This is a genomic window from Cupriavidus sp. C1SS-2L (assembly GCF_057073735.1).
In genome coordinates this window covers 3,804,701-3,820,253 of sequence record NZ_CP172708.1, presented here as the reverse complement: position 1 = coordinate 3,820,253, position 15,553 = coordinate 3,804,701, and the positions used below count along the sequence as shown (strand labels likewise).

Annotated in this window: 12 protein-coding genes; 6 read left to right on the top strand and 6 right to left on the bottom strand. The window is 66.0% G+C overall.

Annotated features, from left to right (window positions below; translation table 11 throughout):
• Window positions 1-3: 3 nt before the first annotated feature.
• Together ACIGJG_RS17705 and ACIGJG_RS17700 are read left to right on the top strand one after the other, a co-directional pair.
• Window positions 4-204: a hypothetical protein gene (locus ACIGJG_RS17705; RefSeq protein WP_041679762.1), complete on the top strand. Its 201-nt coding sequence runs from the start codon at window positions 4-6 to the stop codon at window positions 202-204.
• Between the two features lie 155 nt (window positions 205-359).
• Complete coding sequence (locus tag ACIGJG_RS17700) at window positions 360-941, top strand: Sbal_3080 family lipoprotein (protein ID WP_483672592.1); 582 nt, start codon at window positions 360-362, stop codon at window positions 939-941.
• Between the two features lie 4 nt (window positions 942-945).
• Here ACIGJG_RS17700 and ACIGJG_RS17695 read toward each other — a convergent pair whose 3' ends face one another.
• The 3 genes from ACIGJG_RS17695 to ACIGJG_RS17685 form a co-directional block, all read right to left on the bottom strand.
• Entirely contained in the window at window positions 946-1,920 is a 975-nt protein-coding gene (locus ACIGJG_RS17695; RefSeq protein ID WP_483672591.1) for a M14 family metallopeptidase, read from the bottom strand.
• Window positions 1,921-1,946: 26 nt separating this feature from the next.
• Window positions 1,947-2,924 carry a Bug family tripartite tricarboxylate transporter substrate binding protein gene (locus ACIGJG_RS17690; protein ID WP_140950447.1) on the bottom strand — a complete coding sequence of 326 codons (978 nt, stop codon included), beginning with the start codon at window positions 2,922-2,924 and terminating at the stop codon, window positions 1,947-1,949.
• Between the two features lie 109 nt (window positions 2,925-3,033).
• Window positions 3,034-3,984, bottom strand: coding sequence for a LysR family transcriptional regulator (locus ACIGJG_RS17685; protein WP_483672590.1), 951 nt, complete (start codon window positions 3,982-3,984; stop codon window positions 3,034-3,036).
• A 326-nt stretch (window positions 3,985-4,310) separates the two neighbouring features.
• Here ACIGJG_RS17685 and ACIGJG_RS17680 point away from each other — a divergent pair, with 326 nt between their 5' ends.
• The 4 genes from ACIGJG_RS17680 (at window position 4,311) to ACIGJG_RS17665 (ending at window position 9,235) form a co-directional block, all read left to right on the top strand.
• Window positions 4,311-5,279, top strand: coding sequence for a TetR/AcrR family transcriptional regulator (locus ACIGJG_RS17680; protein ID WP_220631158.1), 969 nt, complete (start codon window positions 4,311-4,313; stop codon window positions 5,277-5,279).
• Between the two features lie 374 nt (window positions 5,280-5,653).
• A complete protein-coding gene (locus ACIGJG_RS17675; RefSeq protein ID WP_483672589.1) occupies window positions 5,654-7,000 on the top strand; it encodes a DUF2957 domain-containing protein in 1,347 nt (448 codons plus the stop codon).
• 124 nt (window positions 7,001-7,124) lie between these two features.
• Window positions 7,125-8,345 (top strand): DUF2957 domain-containing protein, encoded by a 1,221-nt coding sequence (locus tag ACIGJG_RS17670; protein ID WP_483673092.1) that lies wholly within the window; start codon window positions 7,125-7,127, stop codon window positions 8,343-8,345.
• Between the two features lie 41 nt (window positions 8,346-8,386).
• Entirely contained in the window at window positions 8,387-9,235 is an 849-nt protein-coding gene (locus tag ACIGJG_RS17665) for an OmpW/AlkL family protein (RefSeq protein ID WP_220631697.1), read from the top strand.
• A 107-nt stretch (window positions 9,236-9,342) separates the two neighbouring features.
• Here ACIGJG_RS17665 and ACIGJG_RS17660 read toward each other — a convergent pair whose 3' ends face one another.
• The 3 genes from ACIGJG_RS17660 to ACIGJG_RS17650 are packed head-to-tail and all read right to left on the bottom strand — an operon-like array spanning window position 9,343 to window position 15,270.
• Window positions 9,343-10,833 carry an efflux transporter outer membrane subunit gene (locus tag ACIGJG_RS17660; protein WP_011299568.1) on the bottom strand — a complete coding sequence of 497 codons (1,491 nt, stop codon included), beginning with the start codon at window positions 10,831-10,833 and terminating at the stop codon, window positions 9,343-9,345.
• Window position 10,834: 1 nt separating this feature from the next.
• A complete protein-coding gene (locus ACIGJG_RS17655; protein WP_011299567.1) occupies window positions 10,835-13,990 on the bottom strand; it encodes an efflux RND transporter permease subunit in 3,156 nt (1,051 codons plus the stop codon).
• A gap of 32 nt (window positions 13,991-14,022) precedes the next feature.
• On the bottom strand, window positions 14,023-15,270 hold the full coding sequence (locus tag ACIGJG_RS17650; protein WP_011299566.1) for an efflux RND transporter periplasmic adaptor subunit: 1,248 nt from the start codon (window positions 15,268-15,270) through the stop codon (window positions 14,023-14,025).
• Window positions 15,271-15,553 lie beyond the last annotated feature (283 nt).

The following is a 15,553-nucleotide window of genomic DNA, read 5'->3' as shown; positions in this document are numbered from 1 at the left end:
CTTATGCAAACCGTCCTGTCTGTCCTCGCCATCCTGGTCCTGATCGCCACTGCGGTTGGGCTGGTCTCTCCCTCGCTCATCAGCCAGACTCTGCTACAGGGCAAGCCTGTGGGGCGCCTGCAGATTGCCGTGATCGGCCTTTGCCTGGCGGCGTTGTTGCTGATCCTGGTGGGGCGCCTGGCACAGCCCGTCGCGGGCGCCTGAAACGCCGCACGGCGCAGAGACCGGGCAGGAGCGCCGGTTTTGCGCCTCTGTTCCGGCTATTGGCGCGTGGCGCCAGCGCATACAGTGTGTGGATAAGTTCCCGATGCTCCGCCTGCCGCAAGCGGCAATGAGCACCGATGCCTCCAGGACACTCCATGAACAAAGCACTGCTAGCCGCCGCGCTGGGCCTGACGATTACCGGCTGCTCCACCTACCAGGCCGTGATGCCCGTGGACAGGCCCGAGCAGGCCGACCCGCTCGGCGCCTTCCAGATCCCCGCCGGCAGCACCGTCGCGGCCGGCCCGCGTGGCAACTACGGCGCCAACGGCGCGCTGCTGTGCGTGGTGGCGAACCCGGTCAGCGGCAATGAATATCTCGACGCGTTCCGCGCATCGCTGCAGGCGCGCAATTTCGAAGTGAAGCTGCTGCCGCCGTACGCGCCCGTGGTGTCGTGCCCGCTGGTGGCGACGTACTCGGCCAAGAGCGCGTGGTTCTGGATGTCGTTCCTGAACAGCGTGGACATCATCGTGTACCAGAACGGCGCACGTGTGGGCAAGGCGGTCTACAACGCGAACCGCAGCGCGGGCGGAATCAACCTGAGCAACTTCGTCATGCCGGAGCGAAAGCTCGATGAGCTGGTGGAACAGCTGTTCCCGGGCATGCTGCCGCCGCCGCCGCCCCCGCCGGCCGGCACGCCCGTGGCGGCGCCGGCGACAGGCACCGCCGCCGCGTCCTGAACGTTCAGGCTTCCAGCTGCCCCAGGCGCACCACCGTCACGCCGGGGCGAAGCTGCCGCAGCGACGGCATCACCAGCACGCAGTTCGGATAGGGCGTCACCACCGGCTCGCCGTCGCACCAGCCGATCACGGTGCCGGCCTCCATGAAGGTCTCCAGTCCGGTGTAAGGGCCGGCGAAGCGGAAGTCCATGCTGTTGGCGACGACAGGCTCGGTCACGCGTACCACTCGCTGCATGGCGGGCAGCGGTTGCAGCCAGCCAGTCGGCACATCCTGGGCATCGATCACGCCCGCATTCAGCAGAAAGCGTGCCGCGCTATCCCGCGCAACCGTGACCGCAGACGTCTCCCAATGCTGGCCGCATTCGATCAGCAGTGCATTGCGCGCGCTGGCCGGATCGCCGAAATCCGCGTAGTCGCGCATGCGCCGGCCTTCCGGATGGCCTTCGTCGACGATCACGTCGGCCGGCGCGCCAAGCGCGCGAGCCAGTGCGATGCCCTTGTCGAGCGGGCCAGACACGATCAGCGGGCGGCTCTTCTCGTGCATCGAGTGCAGGTCGAGCAGCAGGTCCACGGTGTCGATCACCGGACGCATGGCGCGCGCGCGGCGCAATTCGGACGAATCGCGGCTTGCGTCATCCAGCACTGCCGACGTCCACACGCGGTTGAAATCCTGATCGACGAAACGCGAGGCATCGGGCCGGGCCGGGTCGAAGCACGCATACGCGTCCACGTTCGCAAACGCGAACGTCACGCGGCCGCGGCGCGGCTTCACACCGGCGTCGAGCAAGCCTTTCACGGTGATGGCGCCACACACTTCATTGCCGTGTGTGAGCGCGTTGACCATCACATGCGGGCCGGCCACGCCGCTGTCGAACGTGAACACGTAAGGGATGCCGCAGTTGCCCTCGGCATACGGGCGGATATCCGGGAATTCGACCTCGACGGGATAGGCGTCCAAGGTAAGGGATTCGTTGTTCATGCTGGGTTGTGCTGCTGGATGACGGCTTATTCGCGGATGCCTGCGGTCTGAACGATGGTGCGGTAGCGGCCGGTCTCGCGCTTGATAAACGCGCCGAACTGCGCCGGATTGCCCGGGGCCACTTCCACGCCGGCTTCGGCGAGCTTCTTCTTCACGTCGGGCATGGCCAGCACGGCCTGCATTTCGGTGTTCAGGCGGTCGATGACCGGGCGCGGCGTGCCGGCCGGGCCCATCAGGCCGAACCACACGCCCATGTCCACGCCCTTGAGCGCAGGGGTTTCCGCCAGCGCCGGCACGTTCGGCGCCACGCCGGAACGCTTTGCCTCCGTCACGCCATAAGCCTTCACGCGACCGGCCTGGATATGCGGAAGCGCCGAGGACAGCACCATCACCGCGAGGTCGATCTGGCCGCCGAGCAGGTCGGTGGCCATGGCCGAGGCACCCTTGTACGGCACATGCGTGATGTTGACCTTGCCCTGCTGCTTGATCAGTTCACCCGCCAGGTTCAGCGGCGTGCCCACACCCGACGACGCATACGACAGCTTGCCCGGCTGCGCTTTGGCCAGCTCGATCAGCTCGGCGGCATTCTTCGCCGGCAGCGCGGTCTTGCCGACCAGCACCATCGGCTGCGTGCCGACAAAGGTGATCGGCGCCAGGTCCTTCTCGCCGTCGTAGCGCACCGCCGGGTTGGTCAGGCGCGCGATCGACACTTCACTGCCCGATCCCAGCAACAGCGTGTAGCCATCGGCCTCGGCCTTGACCACCTTGGACGCACCGATGGTGCCGCCCGCGCCGCCGAGGTTTTCGATGACCACGCTTTGCCCCAGACGCTTGCCCAGTTCGGGGGCGACCGTGCGTGCGACCAGATCGACACTGCCGCCAGCCGTGTAACCCACGACCAGCGTGATCGGCTTGGTCGGCCAGCCACTGGCATGCGCGGCCAGTGTGGAAAGGGCGAGGGTAGCGGCGGAGGCCGCGCGCAGCAAGGTGGTCTTCGTGGTCATGGCTCGAATCGGATTTTTTGGAATGGGGACGACGCTGGCCTGATGGTAGTGAGCGCGCCAGGCGGCGGCTTGCGCCTTTGGCAAGGAGGGTTGCCAATTCGGCAATGCCTCAGCTGCGCGGCTCGCTGACCGCGGCTTCCCAGAACGCCTCCGCCAGTGGCCGCATCGGCGCACGCTGGCGGTACAGGCGGATCTCCAGTGCCAGATCCACCTCCTCCGCACTGCGACCCGCTGTCGCGCGCACCAGCCGCCCCGCATGGAGATCGTCCGCGATCAGCCGCGCCGGCAGCCATGCCAGCCCCATGCGCTGGCGCACCATCTCGTGCACCGACTCGGCAAAGTCGCTGACGGCGATCACGTCGAGCCGGCTGGCAAGCTTGCGGCGCGCGATTTCCTGGTTGACCATGCGGCCGAGCGTCAGGCTATCTGCGTAGGCGATCATCTGCGTGGGCGCCGTGCGGGCGCCGCCCTTGGCGGCCTGCAACCGGAACTCCGGCGCGCCGCGCGCATCGGCGGCGCTCACGCATACCAGCCGCTCCACGCCCACCATGTGGAAACGGTAGCGCGCGTCGTCGAGCATCACCGGGATATCCGGAGGGCTGTAGCACAGCAGGAAATCGGCATCGCCTTCGGTGAACATCGCGAGCGCATCGTGCATCGGAAACGTCGACAGGCGCGTGCGGAAGCCCGCTGCCGCCTTGTCATGGCCCAGCACCCGCCGCAGGCCTGCGAGCCACGCCGGCACCATCGAGCGCGCGAGCGTCTTGCCGGTGGCGATGGTCAGGGTGCTGGCATCGGCGCGATGGGCGGTGCGCAGTGCGAGGCGTGCGTCCTCTAGCGTTTGCAGCGCGTTTTGTGCGGCTTCAAGGAACTGCCGGCCCTCGGCGGTCAGGCGTACCGGAAACGCGCTGCGGTCGATCAGCGGCGCGCCCGCCCAGACTTCGAGCGCCTGCATGCGCCGCCCGAACGCCGGCGGCGTGACGTTGCGCAGTTCGGCCGCGCGCGCGAGGCTGCCGGCCTGGGCGAGGCAGATGAAGTCTTCGAGCCAGCGGATGTGCATGAGATCAGCGATCGGGTCTTGAGGCGCGGATGACCGCATTATCGGCACAATTCGCGGCGGCCCGAAGGACGGGCCAGCGCCCATGTTTTTTGCGGCAGGCATCCTCGGCCCATGCCAGATAGCCACGCGCTCCGACAATGTTGCGCGATAGCCCACAGAACAGGCGAATTAGAGCAGGCATTCGAATTCCACGCTTGTGAAACGCCCGAACGCGTGGGATACGCTTCATTCACCTGTTTCAAGCATCCGTATGCCGACAGAGCACGGAGTAAAACCAGGGTAGTCGATTGCAAGGGGTTCATCGCAGTACAAAGAGACTCGCCCCCATGAAGACCGGCAAAAGCACGGCAGGAGACACCAAGGCTCGCATTCTCGACGCCACGGAAAAGTTGTTCATCGAGGTCGGCTACGAAGCCACCTCACTGAGGCAAGTCACGTCCCGCGCCATGGTCAATCTGGCCGCCGTGAACTACCACTTCGGCAGCAAGGACATCATGATGCAGGCCGTGCTCGGCCGGCGCCTGGGTCCGCTCAACGCACGCCGCCTGGCGCTGCTGGATGCCTGCGAAGCGCATTGGCCCGGCCACCGCATCCGCTGCGAGCACGTGATGGGCGCGCTGTTCGTGCCCGCACTGCAGATGGCGCGCAATCCGGCCGTGGGCGGCCCTTCATTCCTGCGCCTGCTCGGACGCGTGCACGCCGACACCTCGCCCTTCATCCAGTCTTACCTGATGGAGCATTGCGCGACGGTGTACAAGCGCTTCTTCGATGCGTTCTCGCGCGCATTGCCCGAGCAGCCGCGCCATGAACTGGGCTGGCGGCTGCAGTTCTCGCTCAAGGCCCTGGCCGGCGTACTGGCCAGCGACGACATTTCCAACCTCATGTCCGCCTTTGCTCAGGGCCGACCGCTGAGCGACGCGCACATGCTGGCCCAACTCACCGCCATGGTCATGGCCGCGTTGCGGGTCCCCGCACCCGGCAGCGAGCAGCGGGCGTCGCTGCAATCGGTGTTCGACCTCGACGACGCCAACGAGGCGATGCAGCGGGCCCAAGCACAGGGGCGCGAAACGGCGGCGGCAGCGGCGATAGCGGCAGCCAATGCCGTCGCCAACGCAGACGCCGGCCATCGCGCGGAAGCTGCTGCCGCCAAGCCGCGACAGGGCGCACGCGCCGCGCGCAACGAAGGCACCGCCCGTGCAGCCATCGCGAGTGTCCCTGTCCGTGCGCGCGAGCCGGCGGTGACGTTCCCCAGCAATCCGCTGGATGACTGGATGCGAATGCGCGCCCGGACATAGCGGCTCCCGGACGCGGTGACCGTTCCGAACTGAAGCGGCCGTTTCCCGCGCGTCAAGCGCGCGTGGGACACCTACGGCTGCATCGCGAAAAAGATCTTGTTCGGGAAGGCCGTGCGCCATTCCTTCGATGAGCCCGGTTACCGCTTCTGACCGTCCGCACGCAAATTCAAACAGACGACGCGTGCGGCACGCGCAACAGTTTCAATGCCGCCGCCCAACGCTTGCCGTGCCACGCACTCAGAACCGCCGGCCATGTTTGGAACGGCCGCTCTATTGACGCTCAAACACGCCGGCGGCGAGAGTCGTCCGACCCGATGCACGACTGCAAGGGCGACAACAGGCCAGCGTTTTTACACAAGACAAGGAGACAAGCCATGACGATGTCCAGGCTTCGACGCAGGACCTTCGCAGTATCCGGGGTCAGCATCGCGATGCTGCTGAGCGCCTGCGGCGGCGGTGACGGCGGCAGCTCCGCCACCACGAGCAGTCCCAACACGCAATGCGCGAGCAATAGCAGCTGCCCGGTATCGGGGCCGATCCGCAACGGCGTGCCGCCGGGGCCGCTGTGTCCCGCCACGCTCGACTACGGCACGACCTTCACTGGCGGCTCTGGCGCCGGTGAACTGGTGAAGCTGCGCTTCGATACCTCGGCGCACACCTTCCAGCTCGACATCCTGGAGTCGCCGGTGCCGAAGCAGCCCGGCAGCGTGAGCCCCACGCGCGCCGGCGTCAGGTTCACCGGCACGATCGCCAACATGACTTCGCTGCCGACTGCGGAGCAGAACCGTTGCGCGGTCGTGATGCAGAACGCGACCGCCTCTGACGGCAGTTCGCAGGCGCTCGTCGATCCCGCCCATCCGCCTGTGATTTTCCTTGGCAACGGCGTCGCGGGTGGCGGCGTTCCGGGCGCGACAATTTCCTATCCGGGCGTGCTGGGCATCGGCGCGATTCCCGCGACCACGTTCCCGATCTATCCGGTGCTCGCCTTCGCAGAGACCGAGACCGATTTCAGCAAGGTAGCCGGCTCCTACAACGTGCTCGGCTACCACCAGGTGCCGTCGGGTGGATCGCTGACGGCCTCCTCGCACTTCACGCCCGCCACGGCCCGCACGACTGAAACGCTTAACGCTGATGGCAGCTGCACGGCCACCGGCGCGAACTGCGTCACCACGGGAAACCATTGGAAGCTGCGCGCCGGTAATGATGGCACGTTCGAGAGCAGCAATGACGACGGCAGCCGCCGCTACCCGGCCTTCTACAGCCAAGCCATCACGGCCACCAACGCGAGCCGCGCAAAAGGGTTGATGGTGGTGGGCAAGCTCAACGGTGCGCTGATTCCGCTGGTGATCCGCGCTGGCTACGCGCAAATCTCGGCGCTGCCACCGAACATCAATGTCGATGACGAATCGGGGCTGGCGCTGCTCGCGCCCGCGACGCCGCTGGCTGTCGGCCAGATCAACGGCGGTTATATCGGCTCGGGCAGCGACCTGTCGTACACGTTCTCGCTGGTCAACGGCAACCGCGTGGACCTGCTCGACCCGTCGACGCTGACACAGACCGGCGGCTACCAGCTCGACTTCACCCAAGGCACGGCGGGCATGGTGAACACCACTGACAACAGTGGCACCAGCGGCACGCTGATCGCCAACGGCCGCGTGTGCGCGCACCTGGCGGGGACAGGCACCCCGAGCTTCCGCGTCAGCGTGCTTGCGAGCCCCTGACGCACCCGCCATACCCGTGCCCAAAGCCAACAAGACACGACAGAGGAGACTGGCCATGCAGACCCGCAACCGCTCACGATCGCTTCACTCAAACCGTCCGGCTCCCGCCACCTTGCGCGCCGCCATGCTGGCCGTCGCCGCCGCGGCCGGACTCGCCGCGTGCGGAGGCGGCGGTGGCGACAGCGCGCCGGCTGCGCCGACTGCCGTCGACACGCGCCTGTGCCCCGCCTCGCTCGACTACACCACCACCTTCACCGGTGGCACCGGCTCGGGTGAGCTGGTCAAGGTGCAGGTCGACACGGCGAAGCTTACGTGGCGCGTCACGTTCCTGGACTCATCGGTGCCGCGCACCACCGGCACTGTGCAGCCGACGCGCAGCGATCCGACCAACGGCCAGAACGTGATGGAAGGCTCGCTGTCGCAGGAAACGGGTCTGCCCACCGCGAAGCTCAACCAGTGCGCGTTCCGGCTCAACGGCGCGAGCCTGGACCCGAACCGCCCGGCCCGTCTGTTCGTCGGGATGGGCGTGGTGGGCGGCACCATCCCGGGCGCGCGCATCCGTTTCGCCGGCATTGGCGGCGCGGGCGCGGTGCCGGACACCACCTTCCCGTACTTCCAGTTCATCGGCTTTGCGCAGACCGAGACCGACCTGTCAAAGATCGCTGGCTATTACAACGGCGTGGGCTTTCATGAAGTGCCGTCAAAGAATTTCCAGGCGGTCGCACAGGATTACCGCATGCAGCTCGCCGCCGATGGATCTTTCACGGTGTGCGACAACGTCACGGGCACCTGCTCGCGCAAGGGCAACAACTTCGTGCCGCAGCCGAGCGGGGCGCTGCTGTCCACCAACTACAAGGCGGAGGTCCAGCCGCCGACCATGGGCGGCACGCTGGGCAAGGCGTACCTGATCGTGGGCAAGCTGCGCGACGCGCTGGTGCCGATCATGATCCGCGTCGGCTATGCCAGCGACAGCCTGACCTACGGGCCGCTCGGCGCCGACGACGAAATCGGTATCGGCATGATGTCGCCGTCAGTGGCCATCACGCAGGGAAGCGTCAACGGCGAATACGTCGGCGTGGACAGCAACTTCGACTACCGCACCACGGCGCTGGTCGACGCGGCCGCGACCCTGCTCGATCCGTTCCGTCCGGCCGATGCGTCCCTGGCTTCGCCGTACCGGCTCGATTATTCACAAACCGTGCCGGGCGTGGTCAGGGTCACGCCCAGGGACGCCGCGGCCAACGCCTTACCCACCGGCAAGCTGATGTTCACCGGCGGCGCATTCGGCTTCCTGGAATCGCGCAGCAGCGGCCCGTACTTCACGGTCGGGGCCTTCGTGCAATAAGCGGCATGGACGCAACCTATTCGATCGACCGGGGACACCATATGCAAGCCATTCACAAGCGCTTCATCATCCTTGCGACAACCTGCGCCGCGCTGACGCTGGCGAGCGCGCCGGCCCACGCGCAGAAGGCCGGCGACAACGTCGTCACCGCGGGCTGGTTCAACGTCCAGACCAGCGGCCACAGCGACCCGCTCACCACGTCGGTGGCGCAGGTGCCGATCAACTATCCGCTTGGCCTGCCATCCACTTTCAGCGCACCAGGCAGCAGCCTGTCGACGTCCAATGCCAATACGGTCGGCTTCACCTTCAGCCATTTCTTCACCGACCATATCGCACTGACCGCGGTCGGCGGCATTCCGCCGGAGTTCAAGATTTACGGCCATGGAGAACTGATTCCGCCAGGTCCGGCCGGGGCGCTGGGCCGGCAGAGCCTGGGCGACCCGGCGCTCAACCCGATCATCACCAAGGCACGCCAGTGGAGCCCGGCCGCCATGGTGCAATACCACTTCCTGACGCCAACCGCGAGCTTCCGGCCGTTCGTCGGGCTGGGGCTTTCGTACAACTTCTACACCAACATCGAAGTGAACCCTGCCTTTTCCGCTTCGGTCAACAGCAACCTCGGCGCGATCCTTGCCGCTGGCGCAGGGATCCCTGGACCGACCTCCGTGCATGCAGACGCGTCGTCGTCGTGGGCACCGGTGTTCAACGTGGGGGGCACGTACAACTTCAATGAACACTGGGGGCTGACGGCTTCGGTCACCTATATCCCGCTGTCGACGACGTCGACGATGACGATCAAGGCGTCGGATGGGACGGTGTTGTCGACGTCAAAAACGAAGCTGGAGCCGAATCCGATTGTGTTTTATCTGGCGGCGTCTTACAGGTTTTGATGGGTCAAGAGCGGTCTTCGCCGGTGCGGCGGGTATCGTTCTTCGGCAAGAAGCTTAAAAAAAACGGCGCACCACAGTGCGCCGTTCCTGAACCGACCTGTAGACCCTTACTGCGTAACCGTCCCCGCCGGCGCAGCCGGAGCCGGCGCCTGCGCCACCTCGCCGGTCTCCTTCAGCCCGCCACCAAGCGATCGGTAGAGATCGATCGAGTTGTTCAGCCGCAGCTGCCGCGCCTGAATCAGCGCCTGCTCAGCGGTGAACAGCTGGCGCTGTGCATCGAGCTCATCCAGATAGCTGGCCACACCACTACGGAACCGCAGGCGCGCCAGCTCATAACGCGCCGCTTCCGCATTGCGCACCTGTTCCTGGCCGGCCACCTGGTCTTCCAGCGTGCCGCGTGCCACCAGCGCGTCCGCCACTTCCGCGAAGGCCGTCTGGATGGTCTTCTCGTAGTTGGCCACCTCGATGTTCTTGCGCACGTTGGCGAGGTCCAGGTTCGACTTGTTACGGCCGTAGTCGAAGATCGGCAGCGTGAGCTGCGGCGCGAACGACCAAGCCTTGGTGCCAGCGTCGAACAGGCCCGAGAACGTCGGGCTGATGGTGCCGATGTTGGTGGTCAGCGTAATGCGCGGGAAGAACGCCGCACGTGCCGCACCGATATTCGCATTAGCCGACAGCAGCAGCTGCTCGGCCTGGCGGATGTCGGGGCGCTGCTCCAGCAGATCCGAAGGCAGGCCTTCGGGGATATCGCTGATGATGCGTTCGTCCGACAGCCGCATCGGCTCTGGCAGATTTTCGATCGAGCCGATGGGCTTGCCCACCAGCACTTCGAGCGCGTTCTGCGCCTGCGCGCGCTGGCGTGCCAGCTGCGCGGCGGAGACGCGTGCCTGCGCCACCAGCGATTCGTTGTCGCGCAGGTCCAGCGCGGACGTGGCGCCGACGTCGAAGCGCTGCTTGGCCAGTGCATACGTGCTCTCGCGCGCCTTCAGCGTGTCACGCGCGATCTCGTACTGCTCGGCGAACGAGCGCTCGGACAGGTAGGCCTTGGCCACTTCCGACACGAGCGAGATATACGCCGAACGATGCGCCTCCTCGGTGGCGAAGTACTGCGCCAGTGCCGCGTTCGACAGGCTGCGCACGCGTCCGAAGAAGTCCAGTTCGTAGGACGAGATGCCCAGGCCAACCGAATACAGGTCGCTCACCGAAGGCTGCCCCAGCACGGTCGCCGTCTGGGCGGCCGAGGTGCGGGCCCGGGTGTAGCCGGCGTTTGCATTCACCGTCGGCAGCAGGTCGGCACGCTGGATCTGGTACAGCGAACGCGCCTCTTCAATGCGTAGCGCAGCCTGACGCAGGTCGCGGTTGTTTTCGAGCGAAGTCGCGATCAGCGTTTGCAGGCGCGGGTCGCGGAAGAACTCGCGCCAGCCGATGTCGGTGGCACGACGCGTCTCGCCGCTCTTCACTTCGGCCGTGGCGTAGCCTTCCGGCGCACCCGGAAAACCAGCGGCCACCGGCGGCACCGGACGCTCATACTTCGGCGCCAGCGTGCAGCCCGTCAGAACGCCGGCCACCAGCAGCAGTGTGGTCAGTGTCTTGGTCATATCAATTGTCCTCCTGCGCTGCGGACAGGCGCGCACGTTCGAATTCGTGCTGGCGCTCGCTGCCCTTGAAGCGCTTGCGCACCACCACGAAGAACACCGGCACCAGGAAGATCGCCAGCGCCGTGGCCGTGATCATCCCGCCCATCACGCCGGTACCGATCGCACGCTGGCTGCCCGAGCCCGCGCCGGTGGCAATCGCCAGCGGCAGCACGCCCAAAATGAATGCCATCGACGTCATCAGGATCGGGCGGAAGCGCAGGTGCACCGCTTCGAGCGTCGCTTCGATCAGCCCCTTGCCCTGCGCCTGCAGGTCCTTGGCGAATTCCACGATCAGGATGGCGTTCTTCGCTGACAAGCCGATCGTCGCGATCAGGCCCACCTTGAAGTACACGTCGTTAGGCATGCCGCGCAGCGTCACGCCGAGCAGTGCGCCCAGCACGCCGAGCGGCACCACCAGCAGCACCGAGAACGGGATGGACCAGCTTTCGTACAACGCGGCCAGGCACAGGAACACGATGATCAGCGACAGCGTGTAGAGCATCGGCTCTTGCGAACCGGCCAGGCGCTCTTCGTACGACTGGCCCGACCACTCGAACCCAAAGCCCGGCGGCAGCTTGGCGAAGTTCTCTTCCATCACGCGCATGGCTTCACCCGTGCTGTGGCCCGGTGCGGCCTGGCCCGCGATCTTCACTGCCGGCATGCCGTTGTAGCGCTCCAGGCGCGGCGAGCCCATGACCCACTTCGAGGTCGCGAACGCGGCAAACGCCACCATGTCGCCGTTGCTGTTGCGCACGCGCAGCTTGGTCAGGTCGTCCGGCAGCCGGCGGTCGGCGCCTTCTGCCTGCACGATCACCTTGCGCACGCGGCCTTCATAGATGAAGTCGTTGACGTAGTTGGAGCCGAACGCAATCGACAGCGTCGAGTTGATGGTTGCCACCGTCACGCCCAGCGCCTTGGCCTTCTCGCGGTCGATGTCGATCTGCAGCTGCGCAGCATCTTCCTGGCCTTCAGGGCGCACGCCCACGAGCACCGGGTTCTTGGCCGCCATGCCGAGCATCATGTTGCGCGCTTCCATCAGCTTGGCGTGGCCCTGGCCCGAGCGGTCCTGCAGGCGGAAGTCGAAGCCCGACGAGTTGCCGAGTTCCGAAATCGCCGGCGGGTTCAGCGGGAAGATGATGGCGTCCTTGATGAACGACAGCGCGCCGAATGCACGGCCCACCAGCGCCTGCGCGGTTTCGTTGGCACCGGTACGTTCCTTCCAGTCCTTCAGGCGCACGAACGCGATACCGCCGTTCTGGCCGCGGCCAAAGAACGAGAAGCCCGCCACCGTGATCATCTGGTCCACCACCTTGCTTTCCTTCTGCAGGTAGTAATCCTCGATCTGCTTGAGCACGCCGATGGTACGGTCCTGCGTCGCGCCGTTGGGCAACTGCACCACGGTGATCATGTAGCCCTGGTCTTCGTCAGGCAGGAACGACGACGGCAGGCGCTTGAACAGCACCACCACGCCGACGATGATGACCGCGTAGATGATCAGGTAGCGCCCGCTGCGCGCGAGGATGCGGCCCACCACCCCCTGGTAGCTCGTGGATGCACGCGCGAACGTACGGTTGAACCAGCCGAAGAAGCCCGTCTTCTCGTGATGATGACCCGCCTCGACCGGCTTGAGCAGCGTCGCGCACAGTGCCGGCGTCAGCGTCAGCGCAAGCAGTGCCGAGAACGCCATTGACGCGATCAGCGACAGCGAGAACTGGCGGTAAATATTGCCGACCGAGCCCGAGAAGAACGCCATCGGGATGAACACGGCCGTCAGCACCAGCGTAATGCCCACGATGGCGCCCGTGATCTGGCCCATCGCCTTGCGCGTAGCCTGGCGTGGCGAGAGCCCTTCCTCGCTCATGATCCGCTCGACGTTTTCCACCACGACGATCGCATCATCCACGAGGATACCGATCGCCAGCACCATGCCGAACATCGTCAGCACGTTGATGGAGAAACCGAACGCGAGCAGCGCGCCGAACGTACCGAGCAGTGCGATCGGCACCACCAGCGTGGGGATCAGCGTCGCGCGGAAGTTCTGCAGGAACAGGTACATCACCAGGAACACCAGCACCACGGCTTCGAGCAGGGTCTTGATCACTTCCTCGATCGAGATCTTGACGAAGGCCGACGTGTCGTAAGGCACGCTGTACTGGTAGTCCGCCGGGAAGTACTTGGACAGCTCTTCCATCTTGGCGCGCACGGCGGTGGCCGTGGCCAGCGCGTTGCCGGTCGGGGCCAGCTTGATGGCGATGGCCGCCGACGGCTTGCCGTTGGTGCGGGCGAGCGTCGAGTAATCGGCGCCGCCGAGTTCCACGCGGCCCACGTCCTTGATGCGCACCGACGAACCATCCGGGTTCGTGCGCAGCAGGATGTTGCCGAACTGCTCCGGCGTGGTCAGGCGGCTTTCGGTGGTGACGGTGGCGTTCAGCTCCGTGCCCTTGGGCGACGGCGTGCCGCCCAGTTCGCCCACGGCGACCTGGATGTTCTGCTCCTGCACCGCGGCGGTGACGTCAAGCGGCGTCAGGTTGAAGCCGGTGAGCTTCGCCGGGTCCAGCCACACACGCATGGCGTATTCCGTGCCGAACAGGTCGGCCTGGCCCACGCCCGGCACGCGGCGGATCGAGTCGATCACCTGCGACGACACGTAGTTGCCCAGCTGGATGGCGTCGGCCTCGCCGGACTTCGACGACACCGTCAGGAACATCATGTAGTTGTTGCCCGCCTTGTCGACGCGCACACCCTGCTGGCGCACTTCCGCCGGCAGGCGCGCCTCGACGCGCTTGAGGCGGTTCTGCACTTCGACCGAGTTCAGGTCGACGTTCGATCCCGGCGCAAACGCGATGGTGATCGACGCCAGCCCCGACGATTCGCTGGTCGACTGGTAGTACAGCAGGTTGGGCGCGCCGTTGAGCTCCTGCTCGATCACCGAGGTGACCGAATCCTCGAGCGTCCTCGCGGAGGCGCCCGGATAGGTCGCGGTGACCGAGATCGTCGGCGGGGCGATGTTCGGGTACTGCGCGATCGGCAACTGCACGATCGACAGCAACCCGCCCAGCACGATGATCAGCGCGAGCACCCACGCGAACACCGGCCGGTCGATGAAAAACTTGGCCATAAAACTGGCTCCCTCTGTCTGATGCGCTGGGTTTAGCCTTGCTTGGCGTCGGACTTGGCGTCAGCCTGGGCTTCCGCCTTGGCACCGGCCTTGCTGCCCGAAGCCGGTTGCGGCTCCGAAGCCTGCTTGGCAGGCGCCGGAGCACCGGCCGGCTGGAACGGCACGGCCTTGGCCGGCGCGCCGACCTTGACCTTCTGCAGGCCCTCGACGATCACCTTCTCGCCGCCCTTGAGGCCTTCGGTCACGATCCAGCGGTCGCCGATCGCCTTTGGCGCCTTCACCGGCAGAGCGGCCACGTTGCCGTCATTGCCCACCACCAGCACGCTGGCGCCCTGGGCATTGCGGATCAGCGCGCGCTGCGGCACGGTCATCGCGTTCTCATCCACGCCCTGCTCGATCTTCACGCGCACGAAAGTCCCCGACAGCAGCTCGCGCTTCGGGTTCGGGAACTGCGCGCGCAGCGTGATGGCGCCGGTGGTCGGGTCAACGGTCATGTCCGAGAACAGCAGCTTGCCGGTCTGTTCGTATTCGTGGCCATCTTCGACATACAGGTGCACCCTGGCGCCGCCGTCCACGCCCTTGACCGCGCCGGACTCGATGGCGCGGCGCAGGCGCGTGACTTCAGCGGCGGGCTGGGTGAACGTCACCCAGATCGGGTCGACCTGCTCGACGAGCGCGAGCTTGGTGGCCTCGCCCTTGCCGACCAGCGCACCTTCGGTCACCAGCGCACGTCCGGCGCGGCCGCTGATCGGGGCGGTCACGGTGGTGTAGCCCAGGTTGATCTGCGCGGTGGTCACGGCAGCCTTGGCCGAGGCGATGTCCGCATTGGCCTGGCCGGCGGCGGCCACGGCCTCGTCATATTCCTGCTTGCTGACGGCATTGACGGCCACCAGCGGCTTGTAGCGCTCGGCCTTCTGGCGTGCCGACACGGCGTTGGCCTCGGCACGCTCCAGTGCGGCCTTGGCCGACGCAAGCTGCGCCTGGTACGGCGCGGGGTCGATGCGGAACATGACCTGACCGGCCTTCACTTCGCCACCTTCGGTGTAGTTGCGCGACAGCACGATGCCTTCGACACGCGCACGGACTTCGGCGGTACGCACGCCTTCCAGGCGGCCCGGCAATTCATTGACGATGGCGACGGCCGACGGCGTCACGGTGACAACGCCCACTTCCGGCGGGGGCATGGCGCCGCCTTCAGGCTTTTTCTCGCCGCAAGCGGTCAGCGCCAGCGCCGACAACGCGGCGACGGCAACGCAATGGATACGTTGGGACTTCCTCATCGATAACCCCATGATGAAATTTTGAGATCTGCCGCGCCGGTCCCGGCATGCCTGGTGGAAATAGGGGGCAATCGGGGCGCGATGCGGTCCGCTGCGTGCCTGGCAGCGGAAAAAGCGTGATGCTAGCCAAACGGTATGTCGCGACAAGGACGAAGCGACGAACGTGGCATTTTCTTGGATGAACAGCATTAATGACCGACTGGTCAGAAACAACGCTGGTGCAGCTTTGTGCACAAAATTTTGCGTGCTGGCTGAACGTCGGGCAGGCGAGTATTATATATAC